Source organism: Baaleninema simplex PCC 7105 (genome assembly GCF_000332355.1).
Lineage (GTDB): Bacteria > Cyanobacteriota > Cyanobacteriia > Cyanobacteriales > Geitlerinemataceae > Baaleninema > Baaleninema simplex.
Window position 1 is genome coordinate 1,066,476 of record NZ_KB235958.1, and the last position, 22,703, is coordinate 1,089,178.

Here is a 22,703-nt window from a genome sequence, read left to right on the forward strand (position 1 = left end):
CTTGGAGGCTTTAAATTTCCAAACTCGGACGTTTTCCGTAAAAACGATAGTTGCGATAATCCCTCAAAATGCGATCGTGGTCGAAACAGAGATTTGGGGGAAGTTCCCACAAGGAAAACACCTCTAAATGCTTGGCGTCGTCTCCCGCTTGGGGGATTCCCGTAGCGGTGGCGAGAAACACGACGCTGAGGGTATGTTTTCGAGGGTCTCGTTGAGGATTCGAGTACACGTGAAACTGTTCGATGAGTTCCACGTCTAACCCCGTTTCTTCCTTGGCTTCGCGAATCGCCGCCGTTTCGACGGTTTCCCCGTAATCGACGAAACCGCCGGGAATCGCCCAGCCGTGAGGGGGATTTAGACGTTCGACGAGGACGATCGAACCGGGAGGACGATCGATCGATTCGATGAGAATATCGACAGTCGGGACGGGGTTGCGGTAAGTCATAAACGGAGAGACGAGGGAAGACTCGAGAGAGCGTCAATGTTGAACTTAAGCCGAAAACTGAACCGGACTTGAGAAATCCCGTGTTAAATTCAACCTTGTAGCAAGTGGCGAGAGTTATGCCGTTTCCGAGATCTAGTGGAATTTTACTGCACCCGACTTCCCTTCCCAGTCGCTTTGGAATAGGCGATTTGGGAGAGGAAGCCTACCGTTTCGTGGATTTCCTCGCTGGAAGCGGACAGCAGCTCTGGCAAATTTTACCTCTCGGACCGACGGGATACGGGAATTCTCCCTATTTGTCCTATTCGGCGATGGCGGGCAATCCGCTGCTGATTAGTTTAGAACGGCTGTGTGACGACGGGTTGCTTTCACAAGAGGATTTGGCGGAGGTTCCCGAACTTCCGAGCGATCGCGTGGATTACGATCGCGTCGAACAGGTGAAAACTCCGCTGTTACAAAAGTCGTACCGTAATTTTCGCAGCGTCGCCACCACCGACCAACAGAAGGAATTCGTCGAGTTTTGCAAGGATAAAGCCCACTGGCTCGACGATTACGCTCTGTTTATTTCCCTTAAAACGCAAGTTTACAACGGAACGAGTTGGAATACGTGGGACGACGAGATCTCGAAACGCGATCCCAAGGCGTTGGAGAAATGGCGAGAAGAGCTTCACGAAGAAGTCGAATTTCGCAAATACCTGCAATTCGAGTTTTTCCGGCAGTGGTCGGCGTTGAAGGAATACGCCAACGATCGCCAGATTCAAATGTTCGGCGATATTCCCTTTTACGTGGCTCACGATAGCGCCGATGTTTGGGCCCATCGAGATATCTTTTGTTTGGACGAGGAAACGGGTAAACCCTCGTTGATGGCAGGCGTTCCGCCGGATTACTTCAGCGCGACGGGTCAACTCTGGGGAAATCCCATTTACGATTGGGAGGAGTTGAAGAAAACCAATTTCCGCTGGTGGATGCAACGGTTCCACGCAGTTCTCGATCGCCTGGATTTGATTCGTATCGACCACTTCCGAGGCTTTGAGGCGTATTGGGCCGTTCCTGGCAACGAAGAGACGGCGATGAACGGGGAATGGGTCGAAGCTCCGGGGTACGAATTTTTCGATCGCTTGAAAGAGGAATTGGGAGAACTGCCCATCGTCGCCGAAGATTTGGGCATTATTACGCCGGAAGTGGAAGCATTACGAGACCGTTTCAAATTCCCCGGAATGAAGATTTTACACTTCGCCTTCGATTCCGGTCGCGACAATCCCTATTTACCGTTTAATTACGATTCTAAAAACTTCGTGGTCTATACGGGAACCCATGATAACAATACAACCGTGGGGTGGTACGAGGCGCGATCGGATGAAGAAAACCAATGGGTTTGGAATTATATCGGCTGTAGTCGCGGCGAAGGATTCCATTGGGATTTGATTCGCTTGGCTATGAGTACTAATGCCAATCAAGCGGTGTTTCCGTTACAGGATTTGCTGGGACTCGGGGCGGATGCCAGGATGAACGAACCCAGTAAAGCGGAAGGAAACTGGGAATGGCGGTACGACCCGGAACTGTTGACGGACGAGTTACGCGATCGCTTGTTGTTTTATACCTGTGTTTACGGTCGCAATCCGTCGTAGTTTGACAAGGGTTTGAGAAAATTTTTGACGCCGAGAGGCATCGCCAATAACAACAGAAACGGTCAGTTTAGGTTTGACTCTTGAATCTCTGACCGTTTCGTGTTAAAAGCAAGATAATTTAGCGAACGAGAAACACGCTCGTTCGAGTTTTTCCGATTTGCGTTATGCTGGTTCGCTTGAAGCTCGAAAATCTATATTCCTTCAAGGCGATAGAATTTAGTGCGATCGCCTCTCGAGAACGCATTCATCCCCATCACGTTTATCCAGCTCGCAATCGTAACGACGTTCGTTTAACTCGCTTTGCTGCTATTTACGGGGCGAATGCCTCTGGAAAATCAAATTTTGTTAAAGCCCTCGAATTCGCTCGCAATTTTATTTTACACGGACAGCGACCAGGGGAAAAAATTCCCGTGGAACGGTTTCGTCTCGATTCCGACTGTTTAAAACGTCCGGCTCGGTTTACGATCGAAATTAAGTCTCGAGGAGTCCTCTACGAGTATGGTTTTGAATGCGATCGCGAACGGGTACATCGAGAATGGCTGTACAGCTTTACTCGTCAAAGCGATCGACTGTTATTCGATCGACAAACTCAAGCCAATGGAAACGCAACCCTCAAGTTCGGCGATTTTACCAAGTCTCTTAGTTCGGAAGACCGACAATTTCTCGAATTCGTCGGGAAAGGAACTCGCCCTAATCAATTATACCTCCACGAATGCGTCGAACACAACCTTGAAATTTTTATCGATCCCTATCGCTGGTTTCGTCATACCCTAACCATTATCAACCCCGAAAGTCACCCGCTGTCGATTGAATTAGACTTACAGAAAGATGAAAATTTTCAAACCTTTTTTAATGAAATTCTACAAATTGCCGATACGGGAATTAGTCGAATTGAAACAGAAGAAGTTGATTGGGATACTCCTGAAGGTCAACTGGTTCAAAACATACTGAAAAACCGATCGAACTCAGAATTCGCTGATGTCATTTACTTGCACGGTTCTTACGGGATGAGATTTACAGTCGTCAATCACCGTGAGGATTCAAAACTTCTGAAGTTAGTCACGATTCACCGAGACAGTCAAAATCGAGAAGTTCGATTCGATATTTACGAAGAATCTGATGGAACTAAGCGGCTTCTCGATTTAATTCCCTTACTTCACGAATTAATTGCTTCAGACGGAGAGCGCGTGTTTGTGGTGGACGAACTCGCACGCAGCCTTCATCCTCAGCTTTCACGGCTTCTGGCTGAATTACATCTCAAGTCTAACAATCAAAATAAGCCGACTCAACTTATCGTCACGACTCACGAAACGAACCTATTAGACTTAGAACTGTTGCGACGAGACGAGGTATGGTTTATGGAAAAACAGCTTAACGGTGCTACCGATCTTTACTCGCTATATGACTTTAAACCTCGCTACGAAAAAGACGTTCTGAATAACTATCTTCAAGGTCGTTACGGTGCAATTCCGTTTTTGGGAAATGCCCGTGCTTTGGGGTTAACGAAAAGTTCCTAACGTTCGTCTCACTTCGCATGGCTAAAAAGTCCAAACGCTCCTTCAGTCGCCCTAAACCGAGTCGGGATTTACGAAAAGTCTATTTTATCGCGACAGAGGGAGAGAAAACAGAAGCGATATACTTTGACTGTTTTAAAGGCAATCCGTATCGTCAAAATGTTATTGTTCGAGTATTACCAACACGCAAAGGTCGTTCGTCTCCCACAAGCGTCCTGAATCGTTTACAAGAGAAAATTAAAAAAACTCAGCTAAAACCCGGTGACGAACTTTGGCTCATTGTGGATGTTCCTGAATGGGAAAAATCCGAACTTCAACAGGTGTACCAAGTTTGTCAAAAACAGAGATATTTTTTAGGTGCCAGCAATCCCAGTTTTGAACTTTGGCTGCTTCTACACCAGAGAAATCCTCGTACCCCTGCAACGGTGAAGGAATGCGAAAGCGAACTGACTCGTTTATTGGGGAAACGTTACGAGAAAAGTAATTACGACGCTCAAAAACTCTTGGCTTACGTTAAAGAGGCGATCGCACATGGAAAACGTCTACATACTGACGAACAGGAATTTTGTCCGCAGCAAGTCGGAACTCACGTTTACCGTCTCGTTGAAAAGTTGATTGTTAAGACTTGAGGTTTTCTAAAAGAAGTCGTATAACAGGAGCATAGATCCCCGGTATCTCGGAGATGCCGGGGATCTGGGGAACAAATCCTTCGATGACATCAGATTTTCAACCCGAGAATTGAAGGAATTCTCAAGGCTGGATTCGGAAACTAGCCACTTGCCAGGGTTCGAGGTTTTCACTTCCCTCGATATCCCGTTCTAAACCATCGACGCGAGAGGCGATCGCACCGCCCAAAACACTGTCGAATTCGACTTTAGCGGCGTTTCCAATACTGTCGTATCCTCGCAGAATCCAGCCGCGAGAGGCGTCTTCGGCTTGTTTGAACGCTGTGACGATGAAGTGTTTGGGCTTGACGGTCAACCAAGACATCGACGGGGGAAGATGTCCGCTGGAGGTTTGGGAATTTCCGAGACGGACGAAAACGGGTTGGTTGAAACGATATCCCCATCGGACGGTTTCGGCGTCTCGCCAATCGCCGGAATGGGGATAGATGGCGTAGGAAAATCGATGTTCGCCGAAGTCGGCGTCGGGGTCTGGCCAAGTGGAACCCCGTAACAGGGTCAGTCGCAATTGGTTCGGTTTGGCATCGTAGCCGTGTTTGCAATTGTTGAGGAGACTGACGCCAAATCGATCTCCCGATAGGTCTGCCCATTGCAAGGCGGGAACTTCCCATTTGGCTTTTTCGGCCTCGGTTTGGGGTCGCGTCGGACGTGCGATCGCCCCGAAGGGTGTTTCGGTGGTAAAACTTTCGGCGTTGAGATTCAAGCCAAAGGCGGTTTTGACGAGGACGTGGGGTTCTCGCCAATCGACGCGAGTTTCGATTTTGAGGATGGGGGAGTCGATGTCGAGGATGTAGTCGCGGATAAAGCGGGAGTTGCGAAATCGCTGGACGACACGCACTCGCTGACGGATTTCGCTGTATTCTAGACAGGTTATCGATTCTAAGGTAGCGGCTTCGAGAGGCTTTTCTTCATAGTTGGGGTCGATATTCCACGCATCCCAATATTGTCCTTTATCTTCAAAGAATTGTAAGCGATCGCCTCCGGAACTGTTCAGGATTTCCTGTTGGGTTTCAATATGAAAAATTGAAGCTAAATTACCGGTGATTTCGTCAATTTTTACGCGAATTTGTGTGTTTTGAAGTTTTGTGACATAATTGGGTATGTCATAATTCCGCGCCGGAAGTGACGATGGCTCGATCCAGAGGGTAGTAATTCCCATTTCCGGCAATTTGGGGATATAAACCTGCAATGTGTCGCGAAACGGTATACTTTGCAGCGGCTTTCCGTCGATATCGCAAGCTCTCCAGGTTTTACTGGGGTCGGGAACCTGTATAACTACCACTTCAGAGCGATCGCCTCCCGCGACGTTGACACAATATATCGGGACAGCCTCAGAATGCTGTGGTGGTGGGAGTTTCAGCAGTTGGGTAAGGAAGTTTAGAGAGGTTTCTACCACCTCGGCGACGGTGCGATCGATCTCTTGCGTGGCGCGATCGGCGTCTCGGAAAACTTCGGGAATGGCAGAACCGGGGAGAATGTCGTGAAACTGATCGAAGAGCAGGAGTTTCCAAGCGCGATCGAGTTGGGCTTTGGGATAGGGGACTTTCGCCAATCTCGACGCGACGGAGGCTAACACCTCCGCCTGGTACAAACCGCGTTCGCCGCGACGGTTGGCGAGTTTGCGATCGCCGTGGGAGGTGTAACAGCCGCGATGGTATTCGAGATAGAGTTCGTCTCGCCAAACGGGGGGTTGAGGGGAGGCGGCGGTGAGGCGATCGAGGAAATCGGTGGCTTTGGAAAACTGGAGTTGGGGAAATTGGGGCGATCGCTGCCAGCGTCTGGCTACTTCTAGCATATCGCGAGTCGGACCGCCGCCGTGGTCGCCCACTCCCGGCAACCAGAGGGCTTCGGACAATCCCGTTTTCTCCTGCCAAGTTTGGGCGTAGCGGGCGATTTGCTGGGAGTCGATATCCTGTCCGATGGGAGAACTCATCCAACTGAGGATTTCCGACCCGTCGGGAGACTGCCAGCGAAACCACTCGTAGGGGAATTCGGTGGTATCGTTCCAGCGCAATTTCTGAGTGACAAAATAGTCGATTCCCCCAGCTTTGAGGAGTTGGGGAAGCTGCCAGCAAAAGCCGAAGCTGTCGGGAAGCCACGCCACGCGAGAAATTTCGCCGAATTTCTCTCGGGTGTACTGCTGTCCGTAGAGAATTTGACGGACGATGGATTCGCCACTGACGAGATTGAATTCCGGTTCGACCCACAATCCGGCTGCAATTTCCCAAACTCCCGATTTAACGCGGTTTTGAATTTCGGCGAACACGTCGGGGCGGTGGGTTTCGATCCAGTCGTACAATGCTGGAGAGGAATGGCAAAAAATCAGTTCTGAAAACTCTTGTTGAAGAGACAAGACGGACTCGAAGGTTCGTTGTGCGGCGTCCCAGGTTTCCGATACCGGCCACAACCAAGCCATGTCTAAGTGAGCGTGTCCGAGGAGAGACACTGTAAGAGAAGATTTGGGAAATTCAGTTTCGAGGATTTGGCGAAGTTGGGAGAGGGAACGATGGAAGCGATCGCGATCGCTCGGTAACGCCTCCCAGTCGATGACATCTATATATATAGAGAAATCTCGAACCTCTCGATGGAGAATTTCGCAAACAGCCAGTTCGTCGGCGATAAATCCGGGGTCGATTTCCTCGGATTCGTATATTAAATCAGAGGTAACTAACGCGCCGTCGTCGTGACCGGGACTGATGAGGCGAATTGCCAGATTTAAACAGTCGCCAGGTCGAACGGATTCCCTCAGCAACAGCCGTCCGAAACAGTCGAACAAATCTCCTTCTCGAATTAAAGTTCCGTTGACAAAAATTTTGGCGTCTTCCGCCCACCAGCGCAGAGACAACCGCAACGCCAACCCCGTCACATCGTAATCGTTTAAAAACTCCGGAACGACGAGGGTTTGACTCAGCCACAAAACTCGTTTTCCCCGATTCCAAGAAATATGTCGCCGGGAATTCAAGGTGACGGGTTGCCAATTTTGCCAAGTTTCCGGACGTAGTGCCAGTTCTTCTGTAAGATCGGCGTCGCAAAATCGCCAATTCTCTAAAATATCGAGGCGACAAAGCTGTTTTAATTTCGCGATCGTCTGTGCGAGTCTTTCCACTGACTTCCCCTGTGAAATCTAGGAAGCATTGTATCGCGAGAACTCGAGTCGAAGACGCAGATTCCGGTAAAATAAAGGGATAACCGAACTACGGGGAGTCGGAATCGTGTCTGCTTACACCGGTCCTTACCAAAGTCGCCTGTTCAACTTTATCGCCGATCGCTCCTTGCGTTTTGGCGACACCGCAGCCAAAGCCTTTCGTCACGCCAAACTCGCCGTACAAAACGCCGCGCAAACCTTGCTGTATCCGGTGTACGCGATTTTTCAAACCATAAGACACAGCGATCGCCAAGTGGCATCGGGGTCTACAGCCGAGGCGGAAGCGTTGCCACAATCCGACACCCCGATTCGCAACGTTTTAGAAACTCTCGATCGCTTAGAAGTTCGCGAAACGCCCGTTTGCGGAATTGCCAGTTCTCGCGAAGACCGAAAAATGGTTCTCGTCGTCACAGAAAATCACGTTCTCGAACCTCTCTCCCCGGAAAAACAACAACAACTCGAAGATCGTGTTTTAGCAGAACTGTCTCGAATTCCGCAGTTGTCGCCGTCGCTGTCTTCGCCACCCGTCAAATCAAAATCTAGAAACAACTTCGATCGCCTGATGGCGTGGGTTCGAGGGAGTGCGATCGCCCGTCGTCTCAACTGGTTTAACGAAGCTGCACTTCCGGCGACAACCGTAAATTCAGAATTTACAAACTCCGACACCCGAGCGATCGTTTCATCTCAGGCAGTGTACGAGATCGATCGTCGTCTCGCCACCTTAGAAAGCGAGTATTTCCTCCCCATCGCCGAATCTCCCGAACCACCGTTGGAGAAGTTGCGTCATATCCTCAAAGCGGCGATCGATTACTTTTTCGGCGGCGATCGATTCCGACACGACGAATTTTGGCTTGAAAAATCCCTAGAATCGCCATCGGGAAATCGAGGGTTTCTCAATTCCCACATCTCGGAGTTTCGAGACAGCGATCCGTGGCTGGTGAGTTCTCCCGACGTTGCATCTTTACCCGGAACGGGTGCGATCGCATCTCAAACTTCCCCAATTCCCACATCTAACTCGACAGTTTACGATTCCGCCGTTAACGAGTCTACCGTTTACGAACGAGTGCGTGCTCTCATCGAAGCAGCGATCGCCTACTTCTTCAATTTCGACGATCCTTTAAACGTTCCCAGCCAACCACCGCGAAAATCCTTCGCCACCGCCACAACTTCCCCAGTTTCAGATCCGTGGAATTTTGAAATTCAGGGGTTTGAACCATCGATTTGTGAATCTCTCAATTCCGATTTTTCCCAATTTGAAACGGCTTCCGCTTCCCCGACAGCGTTACCAGAAGGGAAGCCTTCAAATCCGTTCCGTCAAATTTCAGAAACAATCGATCGTTGGATTTCGACGGGTTCTCTGACAAAACCCTCGTTCCCGAATCGCGAAACGACGATTTCGACGACGGAAACAGCAGAATTGACGCCGAAATCCGTAGCATCGCCTCAATCTCCTTCTCGTCAATCTCAAGTTTCCCCATCGAACGGTGCGAAATCGAGAAGTCTCCCAACGCAACCGTCGAAATTTAAAACTCCCCAATTGAAAGATTCAAACACTCAAACCTCGAACTTTCACAATTCCAAAATTCAAACCTCCATATCGAGAAATCTCCAAACTCGCCAATCGCATCAAGTTCGGCGTCAAACGGAAACGGGAGCGATCGAATCTCCGCAAACCGCAGTGTCTCGAGTTCGAGACACTGCAAATTCTTCCAAAGCTAAGGCTTCCAACGCACCAGAATTCCATCCCGACTGGCTCGAGGCGCAAGTGGAGGATTCCGGTTATGTGAAACACCCGTTAGAAGTGGTGTTAGGATGGCTCGATCGAGTGATGTTGAAAATTGAATTGTGGATTGGGAAACTCTGGAATTGGCTGTTCGATCGATCGTTGAGATAAGTTAGGTTAGAAAGTTTTAAACCTCTAAAATCCAAGAAGCAGCCGAAAATTACTGTTTGCGATCGGCTGTTTTATTTTTTATGGCTAAAATTTCTAACTAGATCGATCGTTTTACGATATTTAATAACTAATATTTGGATTTTATAGTAAGATAGGCTAAACGAGATCGGACAGGTGTGATGGGATACCAGCGAATTCACAGACCCAGTCAAAACTCCTCTCAACCGCAACCGCGTACCTAGGCGAAGTCTTTAGAGAAGAAGCAAGATCCCCCGAAGTTGCGAGATCCATTTAATCCTTCAGAAGATTCCGATCCTAACAACTCAGATCGCTACGAGCTTCCCACGAGTGGGTTTAGCATTGTGGACTCACCCATGCCAATACATCCTCCAAATCTCGATCGGGAGTCATCGGTGAGTTCGGAGGAAGAAGAGGAGAAGACGACGGAAGAGGAAAACAACATCAGCGATCTGGGAGTTAAAAGCGCACTTCCGAACAGTTCCCCGACACAGCAAAGTGATGAAGATACATCTCTAGTAGCACAAATCTATGATGAAAGCAGGGCTGAGGATAGAGATTTCTTGCGCCCACTGGTAGTAGAACTCGCTAACAACGTATACACAATTCCTCCCGAAAAGCTCAATGACGGTGAAAAGCAAATCGTTGAAGAGGCTGCAAGGGATGCCATTCCAAGGCTTTTGAAGTTTTCTGTGCTTACTGGAATAACTCAACTCGAACCAATTGCTTACATCATTGCGACAGCCGAACATGAATCTTATTTTGGTGCCACCTTATACGGTCATAACTATATGTATGAATATTCAGGTGAACGACCGGGGAGTCAGCAAGAGCAAGACTATTTTAACAATGCATATGGAGGAAGAAATGGGAACGATCGAGTAAATGACGGCTACAAATATAGAGGTCGAGGTTTTGTCCAAATTACGGGAGAAGCGAATTACGATAAAATGCAGGAAGTTTACAATAGGGCAATTAGTAATCCAACCGCTCTCGAACGCCAAGCTAATATCGATCTTAGCCCCATCGACTTAGTTAACAACCCAGATATCGCAGCAGACGATCGTGATGTTGCCGCTCGAATAGCAGTTTTAGGTATGCAACAGGGTATATTTAGACCGCCGAATAACAACTTGCCATTCTTTTTTCGAGTAAATGCCCCACGTAATGAGCGTGCGCGCCGCCAGCGGTTTGAAAATGCACGTCAAATTGTCAACCCTGACGATCGAGCTGGATACATTGCAGGAAGGGCAGAAGCATATTATCAGACGTTAACTAGATTCTTTGAGAGTGGTTATTTGCCCAGCAGTATTGTTGAATTTTCATAAAAATAAGACGAGAGCAAGCCTAAATCTGGTGTAAAATACCAATATACATAATACAGGCTCTGGCTCCTGTGATGCTATCCACAAATTCAACGGGATGGCTCTATTTCTCTTTCTTCTATTGCTGTTGGAACTAGAACTTCGAGCGCAATCGTTGAATTTTGATTGAGGATAGAGTTTGAAACATCCCTTGAAATCCAGCTTTTCAGAAAGTTCAGAGCCTGCTCAAACAGGGCTTGATTGTGATTTCAAGAATCATTCATTTCAAAAAAATTAGAATATGAAGATTTTAAAAATTGCGGCTTTGCATGGATTAGATTTTTGGGTTTAGCCTTATTGCTAATATTCGTAAAATTTATATAGCAATCCTAAGTCATTCATGGAAAGCATTGTGCTCTAATAGAGTAGATTGAACTTAAACTCGAGAAACCTCAATGACCATTATCAATGAATTGAATGATTTTATTTCCCAAACCAAAGAAGCAAGAGAAGTGAAGAGAGCTTTGGCTGCCAAAATGATTTTATCTGGGAAGTCTTATCACGAAATCATGGAAATTCTACAAGTCTCTTCCAGTTTTATTAGCTACTGGAAAAACCAGGCACTTTTTCAGGAAGTTGAGAGTTTAAAACTTCAGTACAAAGGAAGTCAAGGCTATTTAAATTCTACCCAAAAAACCAAAGTAATTGAATGGATACAGGGGCGAGATTATCTAAGAGTCTCTGATTTAAAGCGTCATTTATATCAAGAATATAATGTCGTGTATGCCTCAGACCAAAGCTATTATGATTTATTAAAAAGCGCTAAAATGAGCTGGAAGAAGGCTCAAAAAAAGAATCCTAAAAAAGATGAAGAGCTGGTCAAGCAAAAAAAAGAAGAAATTGAGAAAAAATTAAAATCCTGGGAGGAAGACATAAAAGCTGGAAAGCTGGCTGTGGGGAGCATCTAGTTAAGGCAATGAGTAGAAATACGCATTGACAGAGGTTCGAGAATAGAGAGGAAAGCATTCCCCAGTCGTCAATGACCCCAGAAGAACGTCAAAAACTCAAACAAGCTGCCGAGACGATCGCCGATATCCTGTACCAAAATACCCCTAAAGAGAAAGTCCAAGACTTCGAGAGCATCGAGCTGAGCCTGCGCGACCACTGGCTCGAAACCCTTGGCCCGGAACTGGCCCTATTTTTTTGCCCAAAGCAGCCAGACTCGTAGCGGACGAGAACGAAAAATTAGGAGCTGTATTGGAGAAGTCTCCCTAACCAGTAATCAAGCCAAACGCTTAAAGGTTAAGCCCCGCACACGAGTGAGTCCTCATCTAGAACGTTGTTCGTTGCTCCTTTGTGCCAACGAATCCTTCGCTAACGCTGAAGTCGATATCGAAGTCCTGACTGGGGTCAAGGTTTCTCACGGCACTCAGCATCGCCAAGCCCGCCAAAACGCACTGTCATTGAGCCAAAGCCAAGACTCGGTGAGGGAAATGAGTGTTGATGGTGGCAAGGTGCGACTACGCACCCCTAAAGGACAAGAAAGTCTCTGGCGCGACTACAAAGCCATTGCTCTACACGGACAGGTTTGTGCCGCCGTCTTTCAAGACAACGCTCAATTGGCCGACTGGGTACGCCAACAGCCAAGGGCTGAGTCGGTGAGTGTCGTGGCCGACGGTCATCCCGGTGTCTGGAATTTGGCTCGTGATTGCCTCAAGGAATCCCAACGCCAGGAAATCCTCGACTGGTATCACTTGATAGAAAATCTGCATCGGGTTGGGGGTTCAAGCCAACGTTTAGAAGCGGTACGAGAGCATTTGTGGCAGGGTGAGGTCGAAGCCGCGGGGGCCGAGTTCGGCCAGTGGCGTACTCCAGAAGTGGTCAACTTCCTCAACTATATAGAGCGCCATTCTCATCGCTTACCGAATTATGCCCAACGCCAGGAAAACGGCCAGGTCATTGGTTCGGGGGAAGTTGAATCGACTATTAAACGCATTGGTTTGAGAATGAAGATTTCCGGAGCGCAGTGGAATCGAGAGAATGTCAATCCCATGTTGCGTTTACGCTGTGCTTATCTCAATCGCGAGTTGGCTTAAGTATTTTTACTCATTACTTAAAATAGATGCTCCCTGGCTGTGTTTATGATTGACGAATGCCATCTTCTTTGGGAAGACCTCTTAAGTTATGTGTGGGGTAAAACAAAAATAAGAGTCGAAATTCCCATTAAAAATGAAAAAAGTCGTCAAACTTATTCTGGAGCATTAGATTATCAAACTCATGAATTTATTGTTCGAGAATATCCTCAAGCTAATACCGAGAATACCATTGATTTTGTTGAGTATTTACAAGAACAAAGACCCGAACAGAGATTGGCTATATTTTGGGATGGCGCCAAGTATCATGACTCTAAAGAATTTCGTGAATTCTTAAAGGGATTAAATGGTGAATTAGATGAAGATGAATGGTTGATTATCTGCACGAAATTTGCTCCAAATGCTCCCGAGCAAAACCCAGTTGAAGATATTTGGCTACAGACGAAGAACTTTCTTAGACAGTTTTATCATCTCTGTGATTCATTTAAAATTGTCAGAGAGTTATTTAAGTTTTTTGCTGATGGTCAAATCTTTGATTTCCCCAAACTTCATCACTATGGAGTTTTGCCACAAGTCACTTAGGGTTGCTATATAAGCCAATTTAAAAAGATATTTGTTTTTTTAACATCGATTTTATTTGAAAGATGACATCATTATATTGTAAGCAATAATCATTTGAAAAAAAATTTAAAATTTTTCAAAAAAAAATAAACTCATTTTAGACAATATTTAAAATTTTAAATATTGTCTGATTAATATTATAGAAGCTCTTACTTAAAAAAGAGAAAAACAAAAATGAAGAAAGCCTTAACTGTAGCGTTACTATCAGCGATAACGGTCAATTTTTGCGATCGACGAGCCGTCGTTCGAGTTCCACCTCAAGAGTTTGAGACGTTTGGCGATTGGTGTCGAAACTTAGAGCAGTTGACACCGGAAGCCAGACATACCGTCAAAATCTTATTAAAAAAAGCTGACACAGAAGATTGCGATCGAGCTGAGGAAATTCTCACCAGCCTGACAGAACTGAGTTTATGGAACAAGCCAATTAAAGATATTACACCGTTAGCGAGTTTCACGAATCTGACCGAGTTGACCCTTGAGAGCCTTCAACTCGAGGACATCACCCCCTTAGCCCATCTCACCAATTTGAGAACGCTCAAACTTGAAGAGAATCAAATCGAGGACATCACCCCCTTAGCCAATCTCACCCATCTGAACGAGCTGGGACTCTATAAGAATCAAATCAAGGACATCACCCCCTTAGCCAATCTCACCCATCTGAATAAGCTTTGGCTAAGCCACAACCAAATCGAGGATATCACCCCCTTAGCCAATCTCACCCATCTGAACGAGTTGGCACTCATCAAAAACCAAATCGAGGACATCACTCCCTTAGCTAATCTCACCCACCTGAATAAGCTTTGGCTCGTAGAAAATCAAATTGAGGACGTGACCCCCTTAGGGAACTTGACTCACTTAAGATTGCTCAAACTCGAAGAGAATCAAATCGAGGACGTCACCCCCTTAGCCAACCTTACCAACCTCATCACACTCAACCTTAATAAAAATCAAATCGAGGAGGTGGCTCCCTTAGCCAACTTAACGAACCTAGAGATCCTGACTATCAAAGAGAATCAAATTAAAGATGTGTCACCGTTAGCCGGCATGACGAACCTAGGATGGCTCAAACTCGAAGCCAATCAAATCGAGGACATCACAGCCTTAGCCAACCTCACTAATCTGAACAGGCTTAAACTCTCTTTCAATCAAATCGAGGACATGACTCCCTTAGCCAACCTTACCAACCTGAAATGGCTGGGACTCAGTGCTAATCGCATTGAGGACGTGACTCCCTTAGCCAATCTCACTAATTTAATCGAACTCGAACTCAGTAAAAATCAAATCCAGGACGTGACCTTGCTGGCAAACCTCACTGAACTCTATTGGCTCGGACTTGCAGCCAATCAAATCGAGGACATCACCCCCTTAACCAACTTAACTCGACTGGATGAGCTATCTCTTTGGGAAAATCAAATCAAAGATGTGTCACCTTTAGCCAGCTTAATCTATTTGGACGAGCTGTCTCTCTGGGGAAATCCCATTATCGATCGAACCTGTCCCCTTCCCGATGAAAGAGTTTGTCAGTTTGATTGGCCTTATATTCCCACACCCTTACGAGGAGGACGACCCTAGGACAAATAAATGGGTTTTAAAGATTCAATTTAAAGATTCAATATTTAACGACGTACAAAAAATTAGTGAAAACGAGATGAAAAATCCATGAAGAAAGCATTGAGTCTGGCGTTACTATCAGCAATAACCTTCAAATTTTGTGGTAAACGTGCTGTCATTGAATTTCAGCCAAGCCACCCTGAAGAGTTGAATAGTTTTGGCGATTGGTGTCGAAATCCAGAGTTATTGACCTCCGAAGCTCGATATACATTTTCACTCTTGCTAAGAGAGACTGAAACCAACGATTGCGATCGAGCTGAATCTCAACTCAATAACCTAACAAAACTTAAACTTAATGGGAATCAAATCGAGGATATAACCCCCTTAGCCAAGCTCACACATCTCCGCGAACTTGAACTCAGCAATAATCGAATCAAGGACGTGACTCCCTTAGCCAACCTCACCAATTTGAACGAGCTTTGGCTGAGTACAAATCGAATCGAGGACATCACCCCTTTAGCCAATCTCACTAATTTGAAGAAGCTTGGACTCAGTCGGAATCGACTTAAGTATATTACTCCCTTAGTCAGCTTAACCCATCTCAACGAGCTTTGGCTCAAAGACAATCAAATTGAGGATGTGACCCCGTTAGGAAGCTTGATTAACCTAACAGAACTCAAACTCAATGGGAATCAAATTGAGGAGGTTACACCCTTAACCCACCTCACCAACCTCATCTCACTTAAACTCAATGAGAATCAAATCGAGGAGGTGGCTCCCTTAGCCAACTTAACGAACCTAGAGACCTTAACTCTCAAAGAGAATCAAATCAAAGATGTGTCACCGTTAGCCAGCCTGACGAACCTAGCCAAACTAGAACTCGAAGCCAATCAAATCGAAGACGTGACTCCCTTAGCCAACCTCACTAATCTGAACGAGCTTAGACTCTCTTTCAATCAAATCGAAGACGTGACTCCCTTAGCTAAGCTTACCAACCTGAAATGGCTGGGACTCAGTGCCAATCAAATCGAAGACGTGACTCCCTTAGTCCATCTCACTAATTTAATCGAACTCGAACTCAGTAAAAATAAAATTCAGGATGTCACCCCACTCGCGAACCTCACTGAACTCATTTGGCTCGGACTTGGAGCCAATCAAATTGAGGACGTGACCCCCTTAGCTCATCCCAATTTAACGGGTTTGAGCGAGCTATCTCTCTGGGGAAATCCTACGATCGATCGAACCTGTCCTCGTCCCCACGAAAGTCTTTGCCAGTTTGATTGGCCTTATGTTTCTACACCCTTAATAAGAAGACGACCCTATAGCAATCCTCCTAGATGAATCGTGAAAAGATCGACTCCCTAAACCCTTGCTATAGCTAGATTGAGAATCCACAATTAATTGAGGACTGCTATAAGATAAATAGATTTTAAAGATTCAATATTTAACAATGTACAAAAAATTAGTGAAGACGAGATAAAAAATCCATGAAGAAAGCATTGAGTCTGGCGTTTATATCAGCAATGACGGTCAACTTTTGTAGTCAACCTCCTGTCGTTCGAATTCAGCCGAACCACCCTCGAAAGTTTGAGAGTTTCGGCGATTGGTGTCGAAACCCAGAATTATTAACAGTAGAAGCTAGATATACAGTATCCGTGGTGTTAAGAGAGATTGAAGCGGACGATTGCGATCGAGCTGAATCTAAACTCAAGTACCTAAGAAAGCTAGAACTCTACAATCGAGAAATTCGAGACGTCACTCCCCTAGCAACTCTTACAAGTCTGCGTGAGTTTAGACTTCCTGGCAATCAAATCGAAGATATTACTCCCTTAGCCCATCTCACCAATTTAACAACCCTGGGACTCGGTGGCAATCAAATCGAAGATATTACCCCCTTAACCTATCTCACCAATTTAACAACCCTTCGACTTGGAGACAATCAAATCGAAGATATTACCCCCTTAGCCCATCTCACCAATTTAACAACCCTTCGACTTGGAGACAATCAAATCGAAGATATTACCCCCTTAGCCCATCTCACTAACCTGACAATCCTTGGACTCGGTGGCAATCAAATCGAAGATATTACCCCCTTAGCCCATCTCACTAACCTGACAATCCTTGGACTCAGCAGTAATAAAGTTGAAGACATCACAGCCATAGCAAACCTCACCAACCTCATATCACTTGAACTCGAAAAAAATCAAATTGAAGAGGTGGCTCCCTTAGCCAACTTAACGAATCTAGAGACCTTAACTCTCAAAGAGAATCAAATCAAAGATGTGTCACCGTTAGCCAGCCTGACGAACCTAGTCAAACTAGAACTCGAAGCCAATCAAATCGAAGACGTGACTCCCTTAGCCAACCTCACTAATCTGAACGAGCTTAGACTCTCTTTCAATCAAATCGAAGACGTGACTCCCTTAGCTAAGCTTACCAACCTAAAATGGCTGGGACTCAGTGCCAATCAAATCGAAGACGTGACTCCCTTAGCCCATCTCACTAATTTAATCAAACTCGAACTCAGTAAAAATCAAATTCAGGATGTCACCCCACTCGCGAACCTCACTGAACTCATTTGGCTCGGACTTGGAGCCAATCAAATTGAGGACGTGACCCCCTTAGCTCATCCCAATTTAACGGGTTTGAGCGAGCTATCTCTCTGGGGAAATCCTACGATCGATCGAACCTGTCCTCGTCCCCACGAAAGTCTTTGCCAGTTTGATTGGCCTTATGTTTCTATACCTTTAAGAAGGGGACGGCCTTAAGATCGATAAACGGGTTTTCAAAATTCAATATTATTAATATTCTCCAGAATTCTGTTGGTTGTTCGGCTCAATAAATTCTTACCTATTGTGTTAAAACTATCGCAAATTGTCTCGATCGCATCACTATAAATACTCTGTGCTTCACGCAACCATTATTTTAATTGATTTTTGTCGCTTTCTGGGGCTTTGGCTATAGCAGTATGACTTCGTTTGCATATCGTTTTCAATATGAATCATTGCGGTATGGGGTTTTCAGCCGATCTGTTTCCGCAAACCATTTAGGATTGCTATATTTTATATAGTAACCCTAAATCAGTTGTGTAACAAAATTGAGACAAAAAGGGAATCGGGAACGAGGAACGGGGAATCAGATTTTTTCTGGTGTTTTAATTCTTGACGACTCATTTAGGACTACTATATGTAGCAGCCTTAAATAAGTTGTGTAACAAAATCGACACAAAAAGCGAACAGAGAATCGGGTTTTGTTTGGTATTTTAATTTTTAAGGGTCTTCGGAGTTTGTGGTTATAAATGTATAACATAATACAAAAAATAGAGGATTCGAGAGTCAAAACCCTTGAAATCTCGTGAAGTTAATTTTTCTGTCACCCTAAACCCCGAAGAGCCATTTTTAACAACTCATTTAGGACTATAGCAGTACGACGTCGTTTGCGAATTGTTTTCAGGATAGATCGTTACGGCATGGGGTTTTCAGCCGATCTGTTTCCGCAAACCATTTAGGATTGCTATACTATAGATTTTTATGAAATTGGTAAATTTACCAAGTCTTCTACAAAAAAGTTTATCTTGAGATTCGCCTATATAGGTTTTCCATTATACTATTATCATCGGGTCTTCGGAGTTTGTGATTATAAATGTATAACATAATACAAAAAATAGAGGATTCGAGAGTCAAAACCCTTGAAATCTCGTGAATTTAGTTTTTCTGTCACCCTAAACTCCGAAGAGCCTTATCATCTCAATTTTTGAAGACCAAATTTCGAGATTGAAAAACATTAAAAATCTTGGAATCGTGCAACACCAAACCCCATTTATAGATGCCTTAAAACAACAATCCCAACGCTACCACACCGCCTTTTACCTACCAGGACACAAACAGGGAAGGGGAATTTCCAAACTCCTTAAAAACTGGTGGGGAAACACTGTTTTCCAAGCCGACTTACCCGAACTTCCCGAACTCGATAACCTCTTCAATCCCGATGGCGTCATTCAAGAGGCGCAACATCTCGCCGCAGACGCCTTCGGTGCATCTCAAACCTGGTTTCTCGCCAACGGTTCTACCACCGGAATTATCGCCGCTATCCTCGCCACCTGTTCCCCTGGCGATAAAATCCTTCTCCCCCGCAACGTTCACAAATCGGTGATTTCGGGAACGATTCTCGCGGGAGCGGTTCCGATATTCGTCGAAACCGAATACCATCCCCATTGGAATATCGCCCTCAAAACGACTCCAGAAACCCTAGAATTTGCCTTAAACCAACATTCCGACATTCGCGCCGTTTTAATCGTTTCTCCCACCTATCACGGCGTTTGTAGCGATATCGAGGCAATTTCTCAACTCTGTCACCGCCGCAACCTCCCCCTGATCGTAGACGAAGCGCACGGCGCACATTTCCACTTTCACCCCAATTTCCCCAAATCCGCGATCGCCTCCGACGCCGATCTCGCCATCCAATCGACCCATAAAACCCTCAGTGCGTTGTCTCAGGCGTCGATGTTGCACTTAAAGGGAAATCGCGTCGAAGCCAAACGGATCGATCGCGCGCTATCCTTAGTTCGATCCACCAGTCCCAACGCCTTACTTCTAGCCAGTCTCGACGCCGCCAGACATCAAATCGCCACCGAAGGATTCAACTTACTCCAACACACCTTAACCCTCACCAAACTCGCCAGACAACGACTGTCGCAACTTCCCGATTTAGAAATTTTCGAGAGTTCCCCACCCTTCGACACCACTCGCCTCACCGTCAGCATCGCCAACTGGGGATTGACTGGATATACCGCCGACGAATCCCTTCACGAACAGTTCGGCGTCACCTGCGAACTCCCCGAACTGCAACATTTGACCTTTGCCATTACCCTGGGAAATACATCTGAAGATATCGATCGCCTCGTGACGGGATTCGAGAAACTCCGCCGCCTTCCCCACGACACCGAAACGGTCTCTCACGTGACGTTTCCACCGATTCCATCGCTAGCGTTATCCCCTCGAGAGGCACATTTCGCCAAAACGGAAACCGTCGCGTTACACGAGAGTCTCGATCGCGTTTGCGCCGAAATCGTTTGTCCCTATCCCCCCGGAATTCCCGCCTTAATACCGGGAGAGCGGATTTCTGCCGCCTCCATATCATACATCGAGCAAATTGTCAACTCCGGCGGAAGCGTCACGGGATTGGCAGCAAAAGCCGAACCCCGTTTAACCGTAGTGGCGTAGCCTTCTCTGTGTCCTCTGTGTCTCTGTGGTGAATAAAAATTTAGTCGCTCGCGGCATTTTTAGGCTTGACTTCAGCAAATTTTTCGGATATTCTAATAGCAGTCTAAAATAATGGGAATATTTAAAAATAATTGATTTTTAAATCAATATCAAACACATATACGATCGCGTAGCAAGCATAACGGGGTTAGCAGCAGAAACCGAACCCCGTTTAACCGTAGTGGCGTAGCGCTCTCTGTCTCCTCTGTGTCTCTGTGGTGAATCTACCAGCTTCCCACACACCACATCGAACTCACAATATCAAGACTCGAGCAGTTCCTGCTGCACGTCGCCGTGTTCCGTGACCCAAGCCAGATGGGAAATGCGGCGACTGCGAGCGTACTGACGCACTCGATCGCCGTCCGAGAACTCCTCAAGGAGCAGCTCCACCCGCACCAACTCCGAAGCTTGGCGCAACTCGCGAGCGCAGGAAAAAGCGGCCGCTTGTGCGCGGGGCGTCGAAGGCACCACCAACCAATCGCTAGCAGGCGTGTTGGTCGGGAGCCGATCGCCCGTCAACAGCGTTTGTTGTAAATCTTCGAGGTTAAGCGAAAAGCCGATACCGGGACAGCGGCGCTGTTGAGGATCGTAAAGTTCCAACAGGCGATCGTAACGTCCACCTTTTCCGAGCAGACGAGTTCCCGACTCACACTCACAGACCACCTCAAAAACGATCCCCGTGTAGTAATTAAACGTTTCGATGAGGCTCAAATCCAAAACCACCGACTCGAGGAGTTCCGGATCGATCGACTCGACGAGTGCGATTAACGACTTGAGGTTATCGAGAACGCGGCGTCGGTCGTCGTCGAGGTCGAGACTCGCCAACCGTTGCAACACATCCTTGGGGCGTCCGCGCAAATCGAACAGCATCAGGGCGCGATCGCGCAGTTGCGGCGACAACTCCATCGTTTCGACAGCCACGCGATCGAGCCTAGCGATCGCCTCGCGGACGCGAGATCGGTACGATTCCGGGAACGGGTCGAGGAGCGATCGCGTCAGTTCGGCTTCTCCGAGAACCACCGTCCAGCGTTGCAACCCCACCCGTCGCAAACAGTCACCGAGCAGCAGCAGCACTTCCGCATCGGCCATCGCCCCGTCAATTCCGAGGAGTTCGACCCCGGCTTGATAAAATTCCTGTTGTCCGCCATAAGCCTTCGAGCCATTGCGACGAAACACGTTGGCGTTGTAATAGAGTCGTTGCGGGAGCGATAACTCCGCCATGCGCGTGACGGCGGCCCGAGCGATCGAAGCCGTCAACTCCGGGCGCAGTCCCAACGTCTCATCGTCGGGGTCTTGAAACTGCATGACCGTCGAGCGATCGATCGCGCCCCCTGCCATGAGAGTATCGAGTCGTTCGAGAGTCGAAGTAATAATCCGATGATAGCCCCAGCGCCGGAAAGCATCCTGCAAGCGCCGTTCGATCCACTGTTTCTGAGTTACGTCGAGGGGCAGTAAATCCCGCGCCCCGGCTGGAGGTTGGTGTACGGTCATGTTCGTTCGCCGTTGGACTTGCGAAAACCGACGCAATCGTGAAATTGGCCGACCTTTATTCTCAGGGGTGGAGGGTCTCGAAGGCAAGTTAAGATCGGGTTATTTTTTCTTACCGCCAAAAATTCTGAACAGACCACCGCCACCGCGATCGGATTTTTTAGGCGGTTTCGTTTTCGGTTTCGCCTTTCCATCTCCCGATCGCGCCATCATACGAGTAATCTGTTTCCGAGCCTCGAGAGCGGTGGGATCTTTCGCATCGAGTTTCAACGCCTTCGTCAAATGAGTGTTCGCCAGTCGCAAATTCACGCTCGAGGGGTTTTGCTTCTGCTGCTCGACGTAAACCAGAGCCATCAATCCATGACAGCGACTGCTGTTAGCGTCGAGTTTGAGGGCGTCTTGCAGTTCCTTACGAGCCTGAGCGAACCGCTGACTCTGCAACAGAGACTGCGCTCGTTGAAAATACTTGTCCACCAAGGCGTCCGTCGACGATCGCGGGGGAGGCGGCGGGGGAACCGGACGGTTCGGTCGCTCCTCCTTCGATTTCGGCCAGCCTTTATTTTGCTGTTCCCGTCGAAACAAATAGGCGAAATTGAGTTCGCTCAACTGGCCGATCGCGTCCACCACGCGATCGAGATCCTCGTACTGACTACCGGCCAGTTCCTCGATCGCCGCGCGATACTTAGACTCGAACCCCTCCTCTCGCATCAACGCTTGCGCTCGTTCGTCCTGTAAGGCGATCGATTGGTGTTCTTGCAGCAGTCGCTTAGCTGTCATCCGCAACAAGACCCCGTAATCGTTCCATTCCCGCTCGTTGGACAGTTTCGCGTAGGCAGGATTGACTAACTTCGAGAGCAGCGCTTGCGCGAGTTCCCGGTTGTCAGCTTTACACACGTCTGGATGCAACCGCCGCGCGATGCTGAGATAGCGTTTGCGAATCGCTTTCGGCTCGGCATCGAGGGAAATTCCTAAAATGGCGTGATGGTCTGTAAAGTCTAAGTGAAACAGTCCGCGTTCGATCTCAAAAGATAACGACATATTGTCGTCACCACCTCCGTTAC

14 protein-coding genes and 2 pseudogenes are annotated in these 22,703 nt (G+C 47.1%); 12 read left to right on the forward strand and 4 right to left on the reverse strand.

Annotated elements, in window-relative coordinates:
- Positions 1–10 precede the first annotated feature (10 nt).
- The gene (locus GEI7105_RS0106645; protein WP_017659694.1) at positions 11–445 is read right to left on the reverse strand and encodes an NUDIX domain-containing protein; all 435 of its coding nucleotides are present in this window, start codon (positions 443–445) and stop codon (positions 11–13) included.
- A 116-nt stretch (positions 446–561) separates the two neighbouring features.
- Here GEI7105_RS0106645 and malQ point away from each other — a divergent pair, with 116 nt between their 5' ends.
- The 3 genes from malQ to GEI7105_RS0106660 all read left to right on the forward strand — a co-directional run bounded on the left by malQ (position 562) and on the right by GEI7105_RS0106660 (position 4,213).
- Positions 562–2,070, forward strand: coding sequence for a 4-alpha-glucanotransferase (gene malQ / locus GEI7105_RS0106650; RefSeq protein ID WP_017659695.1), 1,509 nt, complete (start codon positions 562–564; stop codon positions 2,068–2,070).
- A gap of 164 nt (positions 2,071–2,234) precedes the next feature.
- Positions 2,235–3,587: an AAA family ATPase gene (locus GEI7105_RS0106655; protein ID WP_017659696.1), complete on the forward strand. Its 1,353-nt coding sequence runs from the start codon at positions 2,235–2,237 to the stop codon at positions 3,585–3,587.
- Positions 3,588–3,604: 17 nt separating this feature from the next.
- Positions 3,605–4,213, forward strand: coding sequence for an RloB family protein (locus GEI7105_RS0106660; RefSeq protein WP_017659697.1), 609 nt, complete (start codon positions 3,605–3,607; stop codon positions 4,211–4,213).
- Between the two features lie 121 nt (positions 4,214–4,334).
- Here the strand turns inward: GEI7105_RS0106660 and GEI7105_RS0106665 are convergent, their stop codons facing one another.
- Positions 4,335–7,373: an alpha-mannosidase gene (locus tag GEI7105_RS0106665; protein ID WP_017659698.1), complete on the reverse strand. Its 3,039-nt coding sequence runs from the start codon at positions 7,371–7,373 to the stop codon at positions 4,335–4,337.
- A 106-nt stretch (positions 7,374–7,479) separates the two neighbouring features.
- Between GEI7105_RS0106665 and GEI7105_RS0106670 the strand changes: the two genes are divergently transcribed.
- The 9 genes and pseudogenes from GEI7105_RS0106670 to GEI7105_RS0106715 all read left to right on the forward strand — a co-directional run bounded on the left by GEI7105_RS0106670 (position 7,480) and on the right by GEI7105_RS0106715 (position 20,115).
- Positions 7,480–9,306 carry a hypothetical protein gene (locus tag GEI7105_RS0106670; protein WP_017659699.1) on the forward strand — a complete coding sequence of 609 codons (1,827 nt, stop codon included), beginning with the start codon at positions 7,480–7,482 and terminating at the stop codon, positions 9,304–9,306.
- Positions 9,307–9,680: 374 nt separating this feature from the next.
- Positions 9,681–10,652 (forward strand): hypothetical protein, encoded by a 972-nt coding sequence (locus tag GEI7105_RS38985; protein ID WP_192816685.1) that lies wholly within the window; start codon positions 9,681–9,683, stop codon positions 10,650–10,652.
- A 431-nt stretch (positions 10,653–11,083) separates the two neighbouring features.
- Positions 11,084–11,584 (forward strand): annotated as a pseudogene (locus tag GEI7105_RS29400) (helix-turn-helix domain-containing protein); the annotation flags it as partial.
- Between the two features lie 83 nt (positions 11,585–11,667).
- Positions 11,668–12,724 (forward strand): ISKra4 family transposase gene (locus GEI7105_RS0106690; protein WP_445958257.1). Its coding sequence is split into 2 segments (ribosomal slippage): positions 11,668–11,825 and positions 11,824–12,724, totalling 1,059 coding nucleotides; the frame shifts between segments, so codons are not numbered across the junction.
- 33 nt (positions 12,725–12,757) lie between these two features.
- Positions 12,758–13,303: pseudogene (locus tag GEI7105_RS0106695) on the forward strand (IS630 family transposase); the annotation flags it as partial.
- A 213-nt stretch (positions 13,304–13,516) separates the two neighbouring features.
- A complete protein-coding gene (locus GEI7105_RS29405) occupies positions 13,517–14,914 on the forward strand; it encodes a leucine-rich repeat domain-containing protein (protein ID WP_017659705.1) in 1,398 nt (465 codons plus the stop codon).
- Between the two features lie 87 nt (positions 14,915–15,001).
- Positions 15,002–16,234, forward strand: coding sequence for a leucine-rich repeat domain-containing protein (locus tag GEI7105_RS29410; protein WP_144053700.1), 1,233 nt, complete (start codon positions 15,002–15,004; stop codon positions 16,232–16,234).
- 317 nt (positions 16,235–16,551) lie between these two features.
- Positions 16,552–17,661 (forward strand): leucine-rich repeat domain-containing protein, encoded by a 1,110-nt coding sequence (locus GEI7105_RS29415; protein WP_245555384.1) that lies wholly within the window; start codon positions 16,552–16,554, stop codon positions 17,659–17,661.
- A 1,029-nt stretch (positions 17,662–18,690) separates the two neighbouring features.
- On the forward strand, positions 18,691–20,115 hold the full coding sequence (locus tag GEI7105_RS0106715; protein ID WP_375339032.1) for an aminotransferase class I/II-fold pyridoxal phosphate-dependent enzyme: 1,425 nt from the start codon (positions 18,691–18,693) through the stop codon (positions 20,113–20,115).
- 300 nt (positions 20,116–20,415) lie between these two features.
- On the opposite strand, the gene GEI7105_RS0106720 is transcribed toward GEI7105_RS0106715, so the two are convergent.
- Positions 20,416–21,645 (reverse strand): ATP phosphoribosyltransferase regulatory subunit, encoded by a 1,230-nt coding sequence (locus tag GEI7105_RS0106720; RefSeq protein ID WP_017659709.1) that lies wholly within the window; start codon positions 21,643–21,645, stop codon positions 20,416–20,418.
- A 99-nt stretch (positions 21,646–21,744) separates the two neighbouring features.
- Positions 21,745–22,680 (reverse strand): J domain-containing protein, encoded by a 936-nt coding sequence (locus GEI7105_RS0106725; protein WP_017659710.1) that lies wholly within the window; start codon positions 22,678–22,680, stop codon positions 21,745–21,747.
- Between the last annotated feature and the right edge of the window lie 23 nt (positions 22,681–22,703).

Excerpts from the sequence above, each read along its gene's own strand:
- GEI7105_RS0106645 (WP_017659694.1), bottom strand. The coding sequence starts at position 445 with ATGACTTACCGCAACCCCGTCCCGACTGTCGATATTCTCATCGAATCG.
- malQ (WP_017659695.1), top strand. The coding sequence starts at position 562 with ATGCCGTTTCCGAGATCTAGTGGAATTTTACTGCACCCGACTTCCCTT.
- GEI7105_RS0106655 (WP_017659696.1), top strand. The coding sequence starts at position 2,235 with ATGCTGGTTCGCTTGAAGCTCGAAAATCTATATTCCTTCAAGGCGATA.
- GEI7105_RS0106660 (WP_017659697.1), top strand. The coding sequence starts at position 3,605 with ATGGCTAAAAAGTCCAAACGCTCCTTCAGTCGCCCTAAACCGAGTCGG.
- GEI7105_RS38985 (WP_192816685.1), top strand. The coding sequence starts at position 9,681 with ATGCCAATACATCCTCCAAATCTCGATCGGGAGTCATCGGTGAGTTCG.
- GEI7105_RS29405 (WP_017659705.1), top strand. The coding sequence starts at position 13,517 with ATGAAGAAAGCCTTAACTGTAGCGTTACTATCAGCGATAACGGTCAAT.
- GEI7105_RS29410 (WP_144053700.1), top strand. The coding sequence starts at position 15,002 with ATGAAGAAAGCATTGAGTCTGGCGTTACTATCAGCAATAACCTTCAAA.
- GEI7105_RS0106720 (WP_017659709.1), bottom strand. The coding sequence starts at position 21,645 with ATGACCGTACACCAACCTCCAGCCGGGGCGCGGGATTTACTGCCCCTC.
- GEI7105_RS0106725 (WP_017659710.1), bottom strand. The coding sequence starts at position 22,680 with ATGTCGTTATCTTTTGAGATCGAACGCGGACTGTTTCACTTAGACTTT.